At 63.9% G+C, this 18,190-nt stretch carries 17 protein-coding genes; 10 read left to right on the top strand and 7 right to left on the bottom strand.

What is annotated here, in order from left to right; translation table 11 throughout:
* Positions 1 to 56 precede the first annotated feature (56 nt).
* From L5849_RS12985 to L5849_RS13000, 4 genes are all read left to right on the top strand, one after another.
* Positions 57 to 833 carry a hypothetical protein gene (locus L5849_RS12985; RefSeq protein ID WP_236925931.1) on the top strand — a complete coding sequence of 259 codons (777 nt, stop codon included), beginning with the start codon at positions 57 to 59 and terminating at the stop codon, positions 831 to 833.
* An 88-nt stretch (positions 834 to 921) separates the two neighbouring features.
* A complete protein-coding gene (gene nadA / locus L5849_RS12990) occupies positions 922 to 1,908 on the top strand; it encodes a quinolinate synthase NadA (RefSeq protein WP_115415997.1) in 987 nt (328 codons plus the stop codon).
* 224 nt (positions 1,909 to 2,132) lie between these two features.
* On the top strand, positions 2,133 to 4,265 hold the full coding sequence (locus tag L5849_RS12995; RefSeq protein WP_236925933.1) for a prolyl oligopeptidase family protein: 2,133 nt from the start codon (positions 2,133 to 2,135) through the stop codon (positions 4,263 to 4,265).
* Positions 4,266 to 4,324: 59 nt separating this feature from the next.
* Positions 4,325 to 5,641, top strand: coding sequence for a DUF2254 domain-containing protein (locus L5849_RS13000; RefSeq protein ID WP_115415994.1), 1,317 nt, complete (start codon positions 4,325 to 4,327; stop codon positions 5,639 to 5,641).
* A 4-nt stretch (positions 5,642 to 5,645) separates the two neighbouring features.
* On the opposite strand, the gene L5849_RS13005 is transcribed toward L5849_RS13000, so the two are convergent.
* Complete coding sequence (locus L5849_RS13005; RefSeq protein ID WP_115415993.1) at positions 5,646 to 6,554, bottom strand: DMT family transporter; 909 nt, start codon at positions 6,552 to 6,554, stop codon at positions 5,646 to 5,648.
* 55 nt (positions 6,555 to 6,609) lie between these two features.
* Between L5849_RS13005 and L5849_RS13010 the strand changes: the two genes are divergently transcribed.
* Positions 6,610 to 7,722: an alkene reductase gene (locus tag L5849_RS13010; protein ID WP_236925934.1), complete on the top strand. Its 1,113-nt coding sequence runs from the start codon at positions 6,610 to 6,612 to the stop codon at positions 7,720 to 7,722.
* A gap of 31 nt (positions 7,723 to 7,753) precedes the next feature.
* Positions 7,754 to 8,629 carry a CoA ester lyase gene (locus L5849_RS13015; RefSeq protein WP_236925936.1) on the top strand — a complete coding sequence of 292 codons (876 nt, stop codon included), beginning with the start codon at positions 7,754 to 7,756 and terminating at the stop codon, positions 8,627 to 8,629.
* Here L5849_RS13015 and L5849_RS13020 read toward each other — a convergent pair.
* Positions 8,626 to 8,889 (bottom strand): hypothetical protein, encoded by a 264-nt coding sequence (locus L5849_RS13020; RefSeq protein ID WP_236925937.1) that lies wholly within the window; start codon positions 8,887 to 8,889, stop codon positions 8,626 to 8,628. The genes L5849_RS13015 and L5849_RS13020 overlap by 4 nt on opposite strands.
* On the bottom strand, positions 8,886 to 9,557 hold the full coding sequence (gene lipB, locus L5849_RS13025; protein WP_236925938.1) for a lipoyl(octanoyl) transferase LipB: 672 nt from the start codon (positions 9,555 to 9,557) through the stop codon (positions 8,886 to 8,888). Before lipB ends, L5849_RS13020 begins: the two co-directional genes overlap by 4 nt.
* A gap of 59 nt (positions 9,558 to 9,616) precedes the next feature.
* On the opposite strand from lipB, the gene L5849_RS13030 reads away from it, so the two are divergent.
* Complete coding sequence (locus L5849_RS13030) at positions 9,617 to 10,441, top strand: glycerophosphoryl diester phosphodiesterase membrane domain-containing protein (RefSeq protein ID WP_115415988.1); 825 nt, start codon at positions 9,617 to 9,619, stop codon at positions 10,439 to 10,441.
* Here L5849_RS13030 and L5849_RS13035 read toward each other — a convergent pair.
* The gene (locus L5849_RS13035; protein ID WP_370459233.1) at positions 10,438 to 11,046 is read right to left on the bottom strand and encodes a class I SAM-dependent methyltransferase; all 609 of its coding nucleotides are present in this window, start codon (positions 11,044 to 11,046) and stop codon (positions 10,438 to 10,440) included. The genes L5849_RS13030 and L5849_RS13035 overlap by 4 nt on opposite strands.
* Positions 11,047 to 11,167: 121 nt before the next feature.
* Here L5849_RS13035 and L5849_RS13040 point away from each other — a divergent pair, with 121 nt between their 5' ends.
* Positions 11,168 to 12,517: an MFS transporter gene (locus L5849_RS13040; protein WP_115415986.1), complete on the top strand. Its 1,350-nt coding sequence runs from the start codon at positions 11,168 to 11,170 to the stop codon at positions 12,515 to 12,517.
* Between the two features lie 4 nt (positions 12,518 to 12,521).
* Here the strand turns inward: L5849_RS13040 and arsC are convergent, their stop codons facing one another.
* Entirely contained in the window at positions 12,522 to 12,866 is a 345-nt protein-coding gene (arsC, locus tag L5849_RS13045; RefSeq protein ID WP_236925939.1) for an arsenate reductase (glutaredoxin), read from the bottom strand.
* Between the two features lie 162 nt (positions 12,867 to 13,028).
* Here arsC and L5849_RS13050 point away from each other — a divergent pair, with 162 nt between their 5' ends.
* Complete coding sequence (locus L5849_RS13050; protein WP_236925940.1) at positions 13,029 to 15,146, top strand: TonB-dependent siderophore receptor; 2,118 nt, start codon at positions 13,029 to 13,031, stop codon at positions 15,144 to 15,146.
* Between the two features lie 203 nt (positions 15,147 to 15,349).
* On the opposite strand, the gene L5849_RS13055 is transcribed toward L5849_RS13050, so the two are convergent.
* Together L5849_RS13055 and L5849_RS13060 are read right to left on the bottom strand one after the other, a co-directional pair.
* Positions 15,350 to 15,901: a (2Fe-2S)-binding protein gene (locus tag L5849_RS13055; RefSeq protein WP_236925941.1), complete on the bottom strand. Its 552-nt coding sequence runs from the start codon at positions 15,899 to 15,901 to the stop codon at positions 15,350 to 15,352.
* A 25-nt stretch (positions 15,902 to 15,926) separates the two neighbouring features.
* Positions 15,927 to 16,694: a class II aldolase/adducin family protein gene (locus L5849_RS13060; RefSeq protein WP_115415982.1), complete on the bottom strand. Its 768-nt coding sequence runs from the start codon at positions 16,692 to 16,694 to the stop codon at positions 15,927 to 15,929.
* A gap of 131 nt (positions 16,695 to 16,825) precedes the next feature.
* Here L5849_RS13060 and L5849_RS13065 point away from each other — a divergent pair, with 131 nt between their 5' ends.
* Positions 16,826 to 18,169, top strand: a complete 1,344-nt coding sequence (locus tag L5849_RS13065; protein WP_306664140.1) for an MATE family efflux transporter — start codon at positions 16,826 to 16,828, stop codon at positions 18,167 to 18,169.
* Positions 18,170 to 18,190: the final 21 nt, after the last annotated feature.

Consider the following 18,190-nt stretch of genomic DNA (forward strand, 5'->3'; position numbering starts at 1 on the left):
ATAGGCCTTGGCCAAAAGACAGATCGGTCGCTTGGCTTTGAGGGGGGCTTGGGACCATGGCCATCGCAACCGCGCCGCGTGAAACGATCGTTCACGGCGATACGCGCTTTTTCACGATCATGGCCTTCGTCATGTCGTTCATCATCGTCGCCGGATTTTCGGTCAATCTGGCCATGGGCCGGTCGAGCTTCGACGTGCCCGCTGTCTACCACGTCCACGCTCTCGTCTTCATGGGCTGGATCGGCCTTTATCTCGCGCAGCATGTGACGGCGTCGCAGCGCAATTGGACGCTCCACGCCGCGCTCGGCAAATTCGCCTATCTCTGGGTTCCGGCCATGGTGATCGCGGGCGGCGCGATCATGATCGTGGTCGCGCGCCGCACGGGCGGCCCGTTCTTTTTCGACGTGAACGAATTCCTCATCAGCAACCTGGCCCTGCTGCTGTGCTTCGGCGGCCTTGCGCTATGGGCACTGCGGCGCCAGCGCTACAATGGCTGGCATCGCCGCCTCATGCTGTGTTCGATGGCGGTGCTGACGGGACCCGGCCTTGGCCGTCTGCTTCCCATGCCGCTGATGATCCCCAATGCCTGGACCATAACGACGGCCGCCACGATGGTCTTTCCGATCATCGGGATGATCGCGGACAGGCGCGGGCACGGCGGCATCCACCCGGCCTATCGCTGGGGACTGGGCATTTACGCCGCGACCTTCATCGTTTCGATGCTGCTTGCCTATTCCCCGATGGGCTACGCTTTCACCGAATGGGTCATCGCCGATAGCGCCGGAGCAGAGCGTCCGATGGAGGCCTTCCTCCCGCCGGGCTTCGCCATGTGACGGGATGCAAAGACGCTTGCCCGGAACGCACTCGCCATCGCGTCCGTTGCAGCTATAAGCGCCTCACACGCATCCAACGGGATATTCAATGACTGCCGAAACCAGCCTGCCGACCGGCACCGATCTGCTCGCGGAAATCGATCGCCTCCGCAAGGAGAGGAACGCGATCATCCTCGCGCATTACTACCAGACCGCCGACATTCAGGACATCGCCGATTTCGTCGGCGACAGCCTCGAACTGTCCCGCAAGGCGGCCGAAACCGATGCCGATGTGATCGTGTTCTGCGGCGTGAAGTTCATGGCCGATACGGCCAAGATCCTGTCTCCGGAAAAGATCGTCGTCCTGCCCGACATGGATGCCGGCTGCAGCCTCGAAGACAGTTGCCCGCCGGAAAAATTCAAGGCCTTCCGCGAGGCGCATCCCGACCATATCGCGCTGACCTACATCAATTGCTCGACCGAGGTTAAGGCGCTGAGCGATGTGATCGTCACCAGCTCCAGCGCGGAGACGATCATCAGCCAGATTCCCGAGGACCAGAAGATCATCTTCGGCCCGGATCGGCATCTGGGCGGCTATATGAGCCGCAAGTTCAATCGCGAAATGCTGCTGTGGCCGGGCGTGTGCATCGTCCACGAAGCCTTCAGCGAGACGGAGCTGCTCAAGCTCAAGGCGCAGCACCCCGATGCGCCGGTTGCCGCGCACCCCGAATGCCCGCCGACGATTATCGACCACGCCGACTATGTCGGGTCGACCAGCGGCATCCTGCAATTCGCCAAGACCTTCGAAGGCGACACGCTGATCGTGGCGACCGAGCCGCACATTATCCACCAGATGGAAAAGGCGCTGCCCGAAAAGACCTTCATCGGCGCGCCCGGCGCGGACGGCAACTGTAGCTGCAACATCTGCCCCTATATGGCGCTCAACACGATGGAGAAGATGTACGCCTGCCTGCGCGATCTGGAACCGCGCATCGAGATCGAGGAAGGCCTGCGCCTGAAAGCCAAGCAAAGCCTCGACCGCATGCTGGAAATGGCCAGCGGCACGATCGGCAAGGGCGATCTGGGGCGGGTTTGACGAGGTCTGACCGTTCTGGATTGCTTCGCCTGCGGCTCACAACGACGAAATGGGATGGGGTGACCAAAGCGAACTGACTCGGCTTTGGACCAATCTCCTCCGCTCGTCATTGCGAGGAGCGCAGCGACGCGGCAATCCAGTCCGGCGGCCGCGCCTTAGGCACGGGTTTCCGGACGTGCACTCCGCACTTGCCCCTCTCCCGCCGCACACATACACCACCCGGCATGACACAGACCACGCCCGTCGCACGCTTCGCGCTCGCCGCAGCGCTTGCATTCACCGCCGCCCCCCTCGCCGCGCAGGAAACGGATGCGGACGACCCGTATATCTGGCTCGAGGAAATCCAGGGCGAGCGGGCGCTGGCCAAGGTCGATCAGTGGAACGCCGATACCGAAGCCGTGCTGACGGCGCAGCCCGAATATCCGCTCGCCAAGGCTTGGGCGAAGCAAATCCTCGACGACACGCGCCAGATTGCGATGCCGGATGCGATCATGGGCGATCGGGTTACAAATCTGTGGCGCGATGCGGACAATCCGCGCGGGCTGTGGCGGATCGCCAGCCTCGATAGCTATATGGCCGGTGCGCCCGAATGGCGCGTGCTGATCGATGTCGATCGGTTGGGGGAAGAGGAAGGCGAAAGCTGGATCTGGCACGGTGCCGACTGCCTCGCGCCGGAATACACCCGCTGCCTGGTCTCGCTCAGCCCGGGCGGAACCGATGCCGATGTGGTGCGCGAATTCGATATCGGCACCGGCGCTTTCGTCGAGAGCGGCTTTACCCTGCCCGAGGCCAAGTCGAACGTCGCCTGGTTCGATCGCGACACGCTGTTCGTCGGCACCGACGAGGGCGCAGGCTCGCTGACCGATTCCGGCTATCCGCGCCTCGTGAAACTGTGGCAGCGCGGCACCGAATTCGCCGAGGCACGCCAAATCGCCGAAGGCGAACAGACCGACATCAGCATGAACGGCTTTTCGATCCTCGACGGTGACACCCGTTGGCGCTTCGTGCGCCGGGGGCCGAGCTTCTGGACCAGCCAGTACAGCCTCGCGCGCGAGGATGGCACACTCATACCGCTGCCCTTGCCCGAAGACGCCGAATTCGAAGCGGTCCTCGGCGGCCAGGTGATCGCCAAGCTCAATTCCGCTTTCGAAACCCCGCGCGGTGTCGCACAGCCCGGCACCCTGCTCGCATGGTCGCTGGAAGACGTGTTGCGCGGTTCCGGTCCCGATCCCGTCGTCGTTTTCCGCCCGAGCGAGACACAGGCCATCGAAGAAGTCGCCGCATCCGAAAACAAGCTCTGGGTGAAGGTGCTCGACGATGTCTCGGGCAAGCTGATCGCGCTGACCCCGGGAGCCGAGGGCTGGGCCGCGCGCGCCATGGACCTTCCGGCCAACAGCACGCTCCAGATCGCCGAAACCAGCGGCGAGGGCGACACTGCCTTCGTCACAGTCGAAAACATGCTCACCCCGCCGACGCTCTATGCCGTTCCGAGCGAGGGCCAGCCGGTCGCCATCGCCAGCGAACCGGCCCAGTTCGATGCGGACAAATTCACCTTCGAGCAGAAATTCGCGACTTCGAAGGATGGCACGAAGATCCCCTATTACCTCGTCCGGCCCAAGGGCGCCGAAGGCCCGCTGCCCACGCTGATCCACGCCTATGGCGGTTTCCGCGCGGCGCAGACGCCCAAATATCTGACCGCAGAGCCCTATCGCAGCGGCCCGCTGGGCCTGTTCTGGGTCGAAAGCGGCAATGCCTATGTCCTCGCCAATATCCGTGGCGGCGGCGAATACGGTCCGCGCTGGCACGAGGATGCGCTGCGCGACAAACGCCAGAACAGCTTCGACGATTTCCACGCCGTGGCCGACGATCTCGTCGCCAATCGTCTCGCATCGCCGGGTCGCATTGCGGCAAGCGGCCGGTCGAATGGCGGCGTACTGGTGGGCGCGGTCGCCAACCAGCGGCCCGACCTTTACGGCGCGATCATTTCGGGCAGCCCGTTGATCGACATGAAGCGCTATAACAAGCTGCTCGCGGGCGCATCGTGGATGGCCGAATACGGCAACCCGGATGTGCCCGAGGACTGGGCCTTCATGCGCGCCTGGTCGCCCTATCAGAACATGCGCGACGGCCCCGATGTCCCCGCCGCCTTCTATTACCTCTCGACGCTCGACGACCGGGTGCATCCGGGCCACGCGCGCAAGGCGGCGGCCAAGCACGAGGCCTATGGCCAGACCTTCTACTACCACGAATATCGCGAAGGCGGGCATTCGGTCGGCTCGGACCACGAGGAGGACGCCAAGCGCGCCGCCCTGCTACTCGCCTATCTCAACCGCGAGATCGGCAGCGGAGCGGAGTGAGGCACCCAATTGCGATTCGCGCGTTCATCCCCTGACCGCAACTGGCAAGGGATGCCCGCTTGACCGCCGACATACGTTTTTTCTGGGCACGGCTTAACGCGAATTACTGGTTCTATCCGGCGCTGTTCTCGCTCGTCGCGGCGGCGCTGGCTTTTGCCATGGTGGCGGTCGATCGGGCCGGTTTCGCAGAGTTTCTGAACGACGTGGACTGGATCGTGCCCGCCCGCCCGCAAGGCGCGGCCAACATGCTCACCGTCATGGCGGGCAGCATGATCGGTGTCGCCTCCACCGTGTTTTCGATCACCATTGCCGCGGTCGCCTATGCCAGCGGCAATTACGGGCCGCGCCTGCTGACCAACTTCATGGAGGATCGCGGCAACCAGCTCAGCCTCGCGACCTTCATCGGTAGCTTTGTGTACGCCATCATCGTGCTGCGCGCCGTTCGGGCGGAGGACGAGACCGCGGCGACCGGCGCGGATGCAGCGGCCACCGCCCTGCCCGGCTTTACCCCGCAGCTTTCCCTCCTCGTGGCCTATATTCTCATGGGCCTGTGCGTGGCCGTGCTGGTCTTCTTTCTCAACCATATCCCCTCGAGCATTCGCATAAACAAGGTCCTCAAGGGCATCGGCGAACGCCTGCTGGAGGCAATCCGCGATACCTATCCGGTCGAGGATAAATTCAGCGACGCGGTCGAGCCTGCTGGAGGCGAGCCGATCACCGCCTGGGGAACGGGTTATGTCCAGTTGATCGATTTCGAGGAACTGGCGAAGATCGCCCGCGACTGCGGCTGCACCTTTTCGCTTCGCGTGCGCACGGGCGATTTCGTGCACCGCGATGTGCCGTTCATGGACATAAAGGGCTGCGAGCCCGAATGTATCGAGGACCGCGTGCGCGATTGCTTCACACTCGGTTCGACACGCACGCCCGAACAAGATCCACAGTTTCTTATCGACGAACTGGTCGAGATCGGTCTGCGCGCCTTGTCGCCCGGCATCAACGACCCCTTCACGGCGATCACCGCGCTCCATTGGCTGGGCGCCGCGACGGCGGAAATCGGCCGACGCGATTTGCGCAAGGATATTTGCGGCGAAGATAGGGATGATTGCCCCGTCATTCCCGTCCCGGACGATTTCGATCACTATGTGAAGCGCGGTTTCGGGGCGATCCGCAGCGCCGTGGCCAGTTCGCCCATCGCTGCGGAAGTGATGCTCGACACGCTCGCCAATACGGCAGTGCCAATCAAGGACGAACGGCGACAGAGCCTGCTCAAGCGCGAAGCGGAAAAGCTGGCTGAACAAGCGCGACTCATTCTTGTCGGCCCGGACCTCGAACGGTTCGATGACCACATTGTCCAGTTCAACAGGACCTTCTGGTAACCTTCTAGCGGACCCGGCCCACCTTGCCGGGCGCCCGCGCCAGGACGAGCGCGGCGCCGACCAGCGCCATGCCGAGAATATCGAGCGGCACAAGCATCTCGCCGAAGGCAAGCCACCCGACCAGCGCAGCAACGGCAGGCTGCGTCAGCAACGCCATTCCGATGATGAGCGGCGGGAAATGGCGCAGCGAGAACACCAACAGCCCTTGTCCCACGATCTGGCTACTAACCGCGAGGGTGAGGAGCGGTGTCCAACCGGCCTCGCCGGGAAAAATCGGCTCCCCCGCCAGCAGCGCCATGCCGAGGAGCAGGGGCGATGCCACCAGGCTGACCAGCAACAGGACACTCCAGGGGCCGAGCACGGCCCGTGCGCGCTGGGCCGGCAACAGGTAAAAGGCATAGAAAATCCCAGCGGCTAGGCAAAACAGGTCTCCGACGAAGGTCGCTGCGGAAATCTCCAGGCTGCGACCAAGCAGAATCGCCGCCCCGATCAGCGCCGCCAGCACCCCGGCGCCTTCCTGCCCCGTGGGCGCCCTGCGCGCCGCGATCAGGCCCCAGATCATCAGGATAACCCCGCCGGAATTGCCGAACAGCGTCGCATTCGCCAATCGGGTCCGCTCGATACCGACATGCCAGCTCGCAAGATCGAAGGCGAAAAAGGCGCCAGCCGCCATGCACAACAAGGCCAGCCTGCGGTCCAGCGGGCCGGGCGATCGCGCGCGCCATGCCAGGATCGCAAGGATCGGAACGGGCAACAGCAGGCGCCAGAACGCCGCCGAAACCGGCCCCGTATCCGATAGTCGTACCAGCCACGGCCCCAGCGCAAGCGCGATGTTTCCAGCGATCAGCGCGGCAAAGTGCCATGCACTTGTCTGAAAGCCATTCTTGTCCGGTGCGGTGGTTGCGCTGCTCATGAGCCGCCCTTAGCTCAAGGGCCAAGTCGCGCCAGCAAAAAGGATTTGTCCCCGCATGCACGATAGCCTGTTCCAGCCGCTCACCATGGGCGCTCTCGAAGCCAGAAACCGCGTTTTCATGGCGCCGCTCACCCGTGGCCGCTCGACCCAGCCCGGTTCGGTCCCGAACGAAATGATGGCGACCTATTATCGCCAGCGGGCGAGCGCCGGACTGATCATTTCGGAAGCTACCGGGATCAGCGTGGAAGGGCTCGGCTGGCCCGCGGCGCCCGGCATCTGGAGCGAAGAACAGGTCGAGGGCTGGAAACTGGTGACCGACGCGGTGCACGAGGAAGGGGGACTGATCGTCCTCCAACTGTGGCATATGGGCCGCCTCGTCCACCCGCTGTTCCTCGGCGGCAATCCGCCGGTTTCGGCCAGCGCGACAACCGCACCGGGTCATGCGCACACGTTCGAAGGCCGCAAGGATTACGAACAGGCGCGCGAGGCGACGACCGAGGACATCAATCGGATCGTCGAAGACTACCGCCACGCTGCCGAAAACGCCAAAAAGGCAGGCTTCGACGGCGTTCAACTACACGGGGCGAATGGCTATCTGGTGGACCAGTTCCTGCGCGACAGCACCAATCTGCGCACCGACGAATATGGCGGCAGCCCGGAAAACCGCACCCGCTTCCTGCGCGAAGTGCTCACCGCGCTCGTCGATGTCTGGGGTGCGGACCGCGTCGGCGTTCGCCTGTCACCCAATGGCGAAACGCAAGGGTGCGACGACAGCGATCCCGCGGCAACCTTCGGCGCCGCAGCCAGGGTGATCGAGGATCTCGGCATCGCCTTTCTCGAGCTGCGCGAGCCGGGACCGGACGGGACTTTCGGGGCCACCGAGGTTCCCAAGCAGAGCCCGCTCATCCGCCAGATTTATTCGGGACCGCTCATCCTCAACAGCGATTATTCGCCAGAGGATGCCGTCGCCGACATCGATGCGGGCCGTGCCGACGCGATCAGTTGGGGCAGGGATTTCATTTCAAATCCCGACCTGCCGGAACGCTTCCGCCTCGGCGCAGCGATAGCGCCTAATGAAAACGTGCCGCATAGCTGGTATGGACGCGGTCCCGAAGGGTATGTCGATTACCCTGTGCTAATTGCGCAAGAGCAAGCTGCCGCCGAGTGATTCGCCGTGCGGCGATCATTTGGAGGCGATCATGCGTTCGTGGATCCTGGTCCCGACGGATAAGAGCGAGGCGCTCGGGTCGATAGCCGGATCGGGGGCCGATGCGATCGTTCTGGATCTCGCTCGCTCCGGCGCGCCGACGCGCAAGGCACGAGCCAGGATCGAGGCGGCCAACTGGCTACGCTCGCACCGCGAACAGGTCCTGGCCACGCGCAGATTTCAGCGCTGGGCCAGGATCGGCGGCATAGACACCGCCGACTGGCGCGCGGATCTCGACGCCGCGATGGAGGGATCGCCGCATGGAATCGTGCTGAGCCGGTGCCGCGGCGCGGACGATATCCGTCAACTGGCTTCGGTCTTGTACGAAATCGAAGATCGCAGCGGTCTTGCGGCGAATATCACCCGCATCATGCCCGAACTCGGATCGACCCCCGCCAGCGCCCTGGCGATCGGGCGACTTGCAGATGAACTGCACCCCCGGGTTTCCGCACTGACCTGGGACGCCGTCGGGCTGGCCCACTCTTTCGGCGCACGCCGCCTGCGCGGTCCGGCGGGTCGGTGGAGCGATGGGTTCGCCCATGTCCGCGCGCAGATCCTGTTGGTCGCCCATGCTCGCGGGATCGGCGCGATCGAACATCCCTTTCGCGACACACGCGATGACGAGGTCTGCACCCGTATCGCCGAGGCGGCGCGGGCGGATGGCTTCACGGGCATGTTCGCTATCCATCCCTCGCAGCTTCCCGGAATCAACGCAGCCTTCGCCCCGCTCGAAAGCGAGATGTCCGAAGCGCTCAAGATCGTCTCGGCATTCTCGACCAATCCCGGCGCGACCATGCTTACGGTAGGCGACCGGCGCGTGGATCGCAGCGACCTGGAACGCGCGAGGCGACTATTGGGCGAGGATTAGGTTTCCGGTTCGGCGGCGTCCCCTTCACTGGGGTCGACGGCGGGCTCGGGCCCGGACGTGTCCTGCACCGCGCGCACGGGTGGCGACTGCGAGCGCAGCCGGTCCAGCGGGATCATATCGTCGCGGATCGTGCCGCCGACCACCTCGCCCTTGGCATCGCGATCCGCCTCCTGTCCCGTTTCCTCCACCGGGGTCTCGTTGCCGCAGGCGGTTAGCACTGCGAGCCCGCATGCGAGCAGGACGACAGGTGGTGATCTCATGGCAGGCAGCTCTCCTTTCCGGCGAGAGTTCCGAGGAAATCGCCAAGACGCGCATGCAATGCCTCATCGAAAGCCGACGGCGCAAGGTCGATTCCGAGCCTTGCCAGGCTGGTGACGCCGAATTCCTCGATACCGCAGGGAACTATTCCGGTGAAGTGAGACAGATCGGGCGCAAGGTTCACCGAAAATCCGTGCATCGTTACCCAGCGCCTTACCCGCACGCCGATAGCGCCGATCTTTGCTTCGCGCCCGTCGATGTCGCGGGTCCAGATGCCGATCCGCCCTTCGCTGCGCCAGCTCTCCACCCCGATATCGGCCAGCGTGGCGATGACCCAGCCTTCGAGCGAATGGACGAAACAGCGCACATCGCGGCCCCGGTCTTTCAGGTCCAGCATGATATAGCCGACGCGCTGGCCCGGCCCGTGATAGGTGTAGCGACCGCCGCGCCCGGCTTCGACCACTTCGAAGCGCGGGTCGAGCAGTTCCGCCCCGTCGGCGCTGGTTCCGGCGGTATAGACCGGCGGGTGTTCGAGCAGCCAGACCATCTCGCGCGCCTCGCCCTCGGCAATCGCCCGGTTGCGAGCGGTCATGTGTTCGAGCGCTTCGCGATAGCCGATCGGCCTCGCTTCGGCATGCCATTCGATATTTTCGGGTAAATTGGACGACATGCGCGATTGCGTGGCGACTGGGGAAGCGCTTATCAAGGGGCAAACGGGAGAACCGCTGCATGAAATTCGATCTCGACACCGCCTGGAAAGACACCACGGGGCTGCTGTCCCGCAATCGGGGTCTGCTGGCCGTCATTGCCGGCGTGTTCTTTTTCCTGCCCTATGCCGCGCTGGCGATCGCCTTGCCCGAAATGGGCGATCTCGAGGCTGCCCAGGCGAGCGGCAACCTGGACGCGATGATGGGCGCGATCAACGATCTCTATGCCAGTTATTGGTGGGTCTATCTTATTCTCGCAATCGTTCAGGGCATCGGATTGCTGGCGATGCTGGCGCTGGTGCGCCGACGCGCGAATCCCACTGTGGGCCAGGCATTGTCGACCGGAGTGAAATCGGTCCCGACCTACATAGCGGCGCAACTGCTTCAAACCGCTCTGTTCGCCATTGTCGCGGGGCTTCTCATCGGGGTCGGCGCAGTCACCGGATTGCCGGCGCTGGCGGTGCTGGGCGGCGTGATCGCCTTCGTGGTCGTGTGCTACATCGTGACCAAGCTTTCGCTGGCGGCACCGGTGATCGCGATCGATGGCGAACTCAATCCCATCAGGGCGCTGCAACGGTCCTGGGCGCTGACCCGCGGTAACAGCATCCGGCTGTTTTTCTTCTATCTGCTGCTGCTCGCCGCCTTCGTGGTCCTCTCGATCGTGATCTCGCTGGTCCTGGGGCTGGCCTTCGCGATCGCGGGAGAACAGGCCGCGCTGCTGGGCGAGGCCGTGATTTCAGGCCTGCTCAATGCGATCATGATCGTGGTTATCGTGTGCGTCCTGGCGGCCGTTCACACCCAGCTCGGCCGGCTGTCCGATAATCCGGATGCCACGACCGAGGACTAGTCTTCGCGGTCTTTCCAGCCCCAGAAGAGTTGGCACGGCAACACGTTCCAGAATTCGAAACCGCTATCGATGCGCTTGAAATGCCGGGCCATGAACTCACGCGCCTTGGCCGAAAACTGGTAGACCAGAAAGGCGCCGCCCGGCCGGATAACGTCGTAGGTCGATTTCGCGATCGCCGGCCCGACGCCATCGGGCAGGGTCGAGAAAGGCAGGCCGGAAAGAACGTAGTCCGCCCCGTCGTGACCATGCGCCTCGACGATGTCGACCACATCGGCAGCCGAACCGTGCACGGCGTGGAAACGACTGTCCGTAAAGTGCTTCTTGAGATAGTCGATATAGAGCGGATTGGTGTCGATCACGATCAGCGTGCCGTCGCGCCGCAAACGATCGAGGACCGGCTGGCAGAAGGTCCCGACCCCCGGGCCGTATTCGACGAACACCTCGCACCGCTCCCAATCGACCGGCGCCAGCATTTTGCGGATGGTGAAGCGCGAGGATGGGATGATCGAGCCGACCATGCGCGGCTCTTCGACAAACCCGCGGAAGAACACACCCCATTGGCCGAAAAGCCGCGCCGCGCGCTTGCGCCAGCTCGTGCGCTCGATAACGCCAAAGCCCTGATGTCCGGTCAAAATCGCAAACCCTGTGACAATTTCGTTGGTGTGGCCGTCTGGCAGGCTCGCTGCGCCATTGCAAGCTGACCGGCGCCGCCCTACCGCCCTCACAATGGCAGACTTCGACCCCGCCAGTTCTGATACGGCGCCTCCGGCAGCCGGACAGCGCGCCATTCCGCGTGGGCGCATGGCACTGCTGTTCACGGTCATGTTGACCACCGCGGCGGGCAATACCGCAATGCAGTCGGTCATGCCCTCCATCGGAACCTCGCTGGGCGTCGACGATGTCTGGATCAGCCTGGCCTATAGCTGGTCGGCATTGTTGTGGGTGATCTGCGCCCCGATCTGGGCGCAGCGGTCGGACCGGCGTGGACGCAAGGCGATGATGGCGCTGGGGATGCTCGGCTTCATCGCCAGCTTCCTGCTGTGCGGCATCATGCTGTGGATGGGGCTTGTCGGGATTCTTCCGGCCTTCTGGGCCTTGCTGCTGTTCGCGGCGGCCCGCAGCCTCTATGGCGGGTTCGGCAGCGCCGCACCGCCCGCAGTCCAGGCCTATGTCGCCAGCCGCACGCCCCGGTCGGAACGCACGCAGGCGCTTTCGCTGGTCGCGTCCAGCTTCGGCCTGGGGACGGTAATCGGCCCCGCGCTCGCTCCGCTTATGGTGCTTCCCTTCTTTGGGCTTGCCGGCCCGTTCCTGATCTTCGCGCTGATCGGCCTGGTCACGCTGATTGCCCTGCGCTTGCGACTGCCCGACGACGTGCCCCGGTTTCCGGCCCGTGGCAGTGCCTATGACGCGCCCTATTCAGGCAGCCCGACCGCCGAGGTTTCGAAAGAGGAGCAGGAAGAGAGCCAGAACGCTCCGGCGAGATTGCGCTGGTTCGAGCCGCGCCTGCGCCCGTGGGTCGTCTCGGGCCTGATCGGCGGGCATGCCCAGGCGATGATCCTCGGGATCGCAGGCTTCCTCGTGCTCGACCGGTTGGGACTGCGCGGCGATCCGGCTGCCGGCGCAGGGCCGGTCGGTCTTGTCCTCATGGCCGGTGCCATCGCCACCCTGCTTGCCCAATGGGGGCTCATCCCGCGGCTTAAGCTGGGGCCGCGCGCCGCATCGTTATGGGGGATCGCCATTGCGGCGCTCGGTACGGTAGTGCTGGGCCTGGGACAGAACCTGCACACGATCGCGCTCGGCTATTCGATCGCCTCGCTCGGCTTCGGCCTGTTTCGGCCGGGCAATACTTCGGGCACATCGCTCGCGGTCTCGCGGGCCGAACAGGGCCAGGCCGGGGGCGTCACTGCCTCGGTCGCCGGGGCGAGTTTCATCTACGCCCCGGCGCTCGGCGTCTGGCTCTACAACTATTCCGACTGGCTGGGCTTCGGCCTGATCGTCGCCTTGTGCCTGGTCGTTTTCGCCTATGGCTCGCGAGCGCTGCAGGCCGACAGCACGCTGACGCTCGACCGGCGCTGAGGGGCTAGAGGATTTCGAGCACGCGGTCCTGCGGACGGCACAGGCGCGCGCCCTTGTCGGTTTCCACCAGCGGGCGTTCGATCAGCATCGGTTCGGCCGCCATGGCCGCCAGCACGGTCGCGTCATCGGCAGCGGGAAGGCCGCGCTCCTCGGCGTCGGTTCCGCGCAGGCGCAAGCCCTGCTGCGGAGCGATGCCCGCATCCTTGTAGAGCTGCGCGAGCTTTTCGGCGCTGGGCGGGTCCTTGAGATACTCGACGACCTCGACCTCAACCTTCGAAAGGTTCTCGAGAATGGCGAGCGTCTTGCGCGAGGTGCCGCATTTGGGATTGTGCCAGATGGTCGCTTTCATGGGTCGAATCTCCTTGGTTCGCGCCGTCGCCTAAGCGAGTGTTGCGATCAGTGAAAGCGACCCTTGCGATTTTTTCACGCAGATGACGCTTGCAAATGCGAATAGCTATCAATAGCAGGCGCGCATCGTTTGATAACCACTCGCAGAATTAGAAAGTTTTCCATGAGGGATCGTTTTTCGCGCGCCGCGCTCTTCGCCGGTGCCGCTTTCGTCTTTGCCGCCACCCCCGCCCTCGCCGAGGACGGAGGTCAGCCCGAACGCGACTATCTGCCGACCGACATTATCGTTACCGGCGATCGCGGTACGGGATATGACAATGACGATGGCTCGACCGCGACCAAGACGCCGACCCCGCTGATCGACGTCCCGCAGGGTGTCAGCTTCATCACCGAGGATCAACTGGAAGACCAGGCGATCCATCAGCTCAACGATGCGCTGCGCTACGTCCCCGGGATCAGTATGAGAACCGGCGAGGGACACCGTGACGAAGTGATTATCCGCGGACAGACAAGCACCGCCGATTTCTACATCGACGGTCTGCGCGACGATGCGCAATATTATCGGTCGCTCTACAACATCGAACGGGTCGAAGTGCTCAAGGGCGCCAATGCGCTGATCTTCGGCCGCGGCGCTGGCGGCGGAGCCGTCAATCGCGTGGCCAAGCGCGCCAAGCTGTCGGGCCAGGCCATCTCCGGCGAGGCGTCGGTCGACAGCTTCGGCGCCTTCGCCCTGCTGGCGGATGTCAACCAGCCGCTGTCCGATGGCGTCGCATTGCGCGTGAACGGCACCTACGAGGAATTCGACAGCCACCGCGATTTCTACGAAGGCCGCTTCTTCGGTATCTCGCCGACCCTGACCGCTCAGTTGGGGCCGCAAACCACGCTGATTGCCAGCTATACCTATGACGATGACAAGCGCGTCACCGATCGCGGCATACCATCGGTCGGCGGCACCGGGCCACTGCGCGGTTTCGATAAAACCTTCTTCGGCGATCCCGAATTCAACGAGGCGGAAGCGCAGGTTCATATCGGCCGCGTTCGCCTGGAACACGATTTCGGCAGTGGCCTGACCGCCAATGCCACCATTCAGTATGCCGATTACGACAAGGTCTATGCCAATATCCTCCCGACCGGCGTCGATACGGTAGAAAACACCGTCTTCCTCAGCGGCTATCGCGACTTCACCGATCGCGAAAACTGGATCGGCCAGGGCAATCTGGTCTGGCAGACGGGTGGCGATACGATTGAATCCACGCTGCTGCTCGGCTTCGAAGCCAGCCGCCAGGATACGATCAACAGCCGCGATGGGGTGATCTTTACGCGGGCAGCCGTCCCGGGCGGGCTCGATCCGAATGAAACCCCCCTGGCCGAAACGATCTTCGTGCCGCCCTACACGCTCGATCTGGGAACACGCTCGCGCGATTCTCAGCTCGAGACCCTCAGTGTCTACGTTCAGGAACAGCTCCAGATCGGCGAGCACATCGAACTGGTCGGCGGCCTGCGCTGGGACCGCTTCGACCTTCAGACTCTCGACGTAAAGGGTGGCGTTGCGGGTGACCGGGTCGATGAAAAGGTCAGCCCGCGTCTGGGCCTGATCGTCAAGCCGAATCCCGATCTTTCGATCTACGCGTCCTATGCCGAGAGCTTCCTGCCCCAGGCGGGCGACCAGTTCCTCGTGCTGAGCCCGACCTCGGCGCAGTTCGAGCCTGAGAAGTTCACCAATTACGAGCTCGGCCTCAAATGGGCGCCGCTCGACAAGGTGCTGGTGACGGCGGCCCTTTTCCGTCTCGAGCGGAGCAAGACACCCTTCACCGACGGGCTGGGGAACACCACGCTGACCGGTGAAAGCCGCGTCGACGGGTTCGAAATCGGCGCAGTGGGCGAAATCACCGACTTCTGGCAGGCCAATGTCGGATACACCTATCTCGATGGCGAACTGCGGACCGCCAGCAGCTTCGGACCCGCCGGTCAGCGCCTTCGGCAGACCCCGAAACACCAGATCGCTGCCTGGAACCGCTTCGACGTGACCGAGGCGCTCGGCTTCGGCTTCGGCGTAATTCACCAGGCGGACCAGTACGCCAGCTTCTCGAACACGGTCGAACTGCCCAGCTACTGGCGTATCGATGCGGCGGCCTATTACACCGTAAGCGATCGCTTCAGCGTGCAGCTCAACATCGAAAACCTGTTCGACGAGACCTACTATCCGAGCGCCTATGGCGACAGGAACGTCCAGCCCGCCGAACCCTTCAGCGCGCGGATCGGGGTCCGGCTCGAAATCTGACGAGAGTCCCCGCCTTCGCGGGAGATAACAGGCTTTCCTACACGAGCGGCGGGTACCTATGGTGCCCGCCGTTTCCTGTCGTGCCGTGCTGCCCCCGGGGGGGCTTGGCGCCATATGTCACCCGCCCGCATCCCAGAATTACTCTTTTGTTTCAGAGTGATCGGGCCGCACAACCCGGGTGACAGGGTGTCGCCTTCGTCGCTCTAGTCCGACTGGTCCGCGGGTGCGCTGATCGCGGGGACTTCCCGCGCGGCGTCCCCGGCATTGATACCGGGTGCTGGAGCGGCACTGATCGTCTCGCTGCGCTGGGCCACGCGGCCCGCGCGCTGGATGGCGCGGACCAGTCTCGGATATACACCGCAGCGGCAAAGATTGGGTATCCCGGCCTTGATTTCCGCCTCGGTCGGTGCTGCCGTCTTGGCCAGAAGAGCACTCGCCGCCATGACGATCCCCGGCGTGCAATAGCCGCATTGGATCGCCTGTTCCGCCACCATCGCTTGCTGGACCGGATGCGAGCGGTCGCGGCTCAGCCCTTCGATCGTGGTGATGAACCGCCCTTCGGCCTCGGCAATGGTGATGAGGCAGGATCTCAGCGCTTCACCGTCCACATGGACCATGCAGGCGCCGCAATCGCCCTCGCCGCACCCGAATTTCGTACCGGTCAGATTGGCGGCATCGCGCAGCGCCCACAGCAGCGGCGTATCCGGGTCCATCAGGAAGCGCATCGGCTTCCCGTTGACAGTCATGCTGGTCATGCGGCGGGCGCCCCGACGCTAGGCGTCAGTATTTCCAGCTATCGTCGATCTTCGACACGCGGCGCTTCCACGCTTCGAAATCGAATACGCCCGCCCCGCCCTGCGATTGCATGACGGACAGGTCGCGCTGGTGAACGTCGACAACCTCCTGCGAGACGACATTGGCTGCCCCTTGGCTGAGCGTCGCGATCTGGATTTCGCAGGCGCGCTGCAACGCCCACATCTTCACGAACATGCCGGGGATCGTCTTATCCATCACCACCGGGCCGTGATTGCGCAGCATCAGGATCGAATGATCGCCCAGATTCTCGACCAGCCGCTCGCCTTCTTCCGGGCGCACCGTGACGCCTTCGAAATCGTGATAGCCGATCTGGTTCTGGAAATTGCAGGCGTAGAAATTGGTCGGAACCAGCCCGTCCTTGTGACTGCATACCGCCATGGTGGCAGTGGTGTGCACATGACAGATCGCATTGGCGCGGGTGCCCAGATGCTTGTGGAAGTAGGCATGCTGGGTGAAGCCGGCCTTGTTGACCATATATTGCGACGGGCCGACATTATTGCCCTCCACATCGATCTTGACCAGGTTCGACGCCGTCACTTCGTCATAGAGCAGCCCGAAAGGGTTGATGAGGAAGGTATCGTCCTCGCCCGGCACGGCAACCGAGATGTGGTTGTAAATGCTTTCGCCCCAGCCGAGATGTTCGAAGATGCGATAGCATGCCGCCAGGTCCTGCCGCGCCTGCCATTCGGCATCGCTGCATTCGAAATCGCGGGTCTTCATCTGCGTGGCCATGGCGTCGTCTCTCCGTAAGGGGTTTTGTTTCGAGACCTGTATCGCATGAGGATGCGGCGGTCCGCAAGCGGGCAGGACTCGGCGCTAGGCAAGCTCGCCGCCGCCCGCTACCGCCCCACACGATGAGCGAGATGGCAAAACTGACCCGCGGCAGCATTCGCGGCCACCTCGTAAGCCAGACCATGCCAATGATATTCGGCGTCGCGGCGATCATGTCGGTCGGCCTGATCGACGCCTATTTCATCGGCCAGCTTGGGGCGAAAGAGCTGGCGGCGGTCAGCTTCATCTTCCCCATCACCATCGCGCTTTCCAGCCTGGGTGTCGGCGTCATGGTCGGGATCAATTCGGTCATCGCCCGCGCGCTGGGCGAAGGCGATTCGGCGCGGGCCGAAAGGCGGGCGAATTTCGGCGCAGTGTTCGCGCTGGCGACCGGCGTGGTCCTCGGCGTGGTTCTCTACATCCTGCTCGACCCGCTGTTCCGCCTGATGCAGGCATCGGAAGACCTGCTCCCGCTGATCGGGCAATATATGCGGCCCTATGCATTGGGGCTCCCGGTCATGCTGTTGCAGATGGGGCTGAACGGCGTGCTGCGCGGACAGGGCGAGGCACGCAAGACCAGCTATGTCTCGATCACTTACTCGCTCGCGAACTGGGTGCTCGACCCGATCCTGATCACCGGGGCCTTCGGCTTCGCGGGGTTCGGCGTGGCGGGCGCCGCCTATGCGACGATTGCGGGGTTCTTCATCGCCATTCTCGTCGCCCTATGGCTGATCAAGGGCGCGCAGTTGCAGATCCACCCGGCGGCGATCCGCGATTGCGACGTCGGCGCATCGAGCAAGGCGATCCTGTCGGTGGCAGGGCCGGCCGCCTTCTCCAATGCGATCAACCCGATCGGTCTTTCGGTGCTGACTGCGCTGCTCGCGAGCCAGGGCGAATCCGCCGTCGCTGGCTTCGGCGCTGCGGGGCGGTTGCAGAGTTTCGCGGTCGTCCCCCTGCTCGCGCTGTCCGGCTCGATCGGGGCGATCGTGGGCCAGAACTGGGGCGCCCGCCGCGCCGACCGATCGCGCCGGGCGATGTGGTGGTCGGGCCTGTTCTGCATCGCCTACGGCCTCGGCATAGCGGTATTGCTCTATGCCACGGGCGGCTGGTTCGCCGGGTTCTTCACCGAAGACCCCGCCGTCATCGAACAGTTCACGCGCTATCTGGAAATTTCGGTGTGGGGCTATGTCGGGTTCGGCCTGCTGATCGTGGCCAATGGCGCGCTCAACGCCGTCGATCGCGCCGGTTTCGCTCTGGCCCAGAGCGCCGCGCGCGTGTTCCTTGTCATGTTGCCTTTCGGCTGGGTTCTCAGGACCGAATGGGGCTCCGATGCGATCTATGCCGCCGAACTGGTGGCCAATCTTGCGGGCGGCCTCCTTGCGGCCCTCATAGTCTGGAGAGTGCTGCGTTCCGGCCCCGACGATGGGCGCCGATAGTCAAACCAAACGTTAACCATC

This window comes from Erythrobacter sp. SN021 (assembly GCF_021864455.1).

Bases quoted from the DNA above. Each gene is read 5' to 3' on its own strand.
- L5849_RS13055 (WP_236925941.1), bottom strand. From the start codon at position 15,901: ATGACCAGCATGACTGTCAACGGGAAGCCGATGCGCTTCCTGATGGAC.
- L5849_RS13030 (WP_115415988.1), top strand. From the start codon at position 9,617: ATGAAATTCGATCTCGACACCGCCTGGAAAGACACCACGGGGCTGCTG.
- L5849_RS12985 (WP_236925931.1), top strand. From the start codon at position 57: ATGGCCATCGCAACCGCGCCGCGTGAAACGATCGTTCACGGCGATACG.
- L5849_RS13015 (WP_236925936.1), top strand. From the start codon at position 7,754: ATGCGTTCGTGGATCCTGGTCCCGACGGATAAGAGCGAGGCGCTCGGG.
- arsC (WP_236925939.1), bottom strand. From the start codon at position 12,866: ATGAAAGCGACCATCTGGCACAATCCCAAATGCGGCACCTCGCGCAAG.
- L5849_RS13005 (WP_115415993.1), bottom strand. From the start codon at position 6,554: ATGAGCAGCGCAACCACCGCACCGGACAAGAATGGCTTTCAGACAAGT.
- L5849_RS13050 (WP_236925940.1), top strand. From the start codon at position 13,029: ATGAGGGATCGTTTTTCGCGCGCCGCGCTCTTCGCCGGTGCCGCTTTC.
- L5849_RS12995 (WP_236925933.1), top strand. From the start codon at position 2,133: ATGACACAGACCACGCCCGTCGCACGCTTCGCGCTCGCCGCAGCGCTT.
- nadA (WP_115415997.1), top strand. From the start codon at position 922: ATGACTGCCGAAACCAGCCTGCCGACCGGCACCGATCTGCTCGCGGAA.
- L5849_RS13010 (WP_236925934.1), top strand. From the start codon at position 6,610: ATGCACGATAGCCTGTTCCAGCCGCTCACCATGGGCGCTCTCGAAGCC.
- L5849_RS13040 (WP_115415986.1), top strand. From the start codon at position 11,168: ATGGCAGACTTCGACCCCGCCAGTTCTGATACGGCGCCTCCGGCAGCC.
- lipB (WP_236925938.1), bottom strand. From the start codon at position 9,557: ATGTCGTCCAATTTACCCGAAAATATCGAATGGCATGCCGAAGCGAGG.
- L5849_RS13060 (WP_115415982.1), bottom strand. From the start codon at position 16,694: ATGGCCACGCAGATGAAGACCCGCGATTTCGAATGCAGCGATGCCGAA.
- L5849_RS13065 (WP_306664140.1), top strand. From the start codon at position 16,826: ATGGCAAAACTGACCCGCGGCAGCATTCGCGGCCACCTCGTAAGCCAG.
- L5849_RS13020 (WP_236925937.1), bottom strand. From the start codon at position 8,889: ATGAGATCACCACCTGTCGTCCTGCTCGCATGCGGGCTCGCAGTGCTA.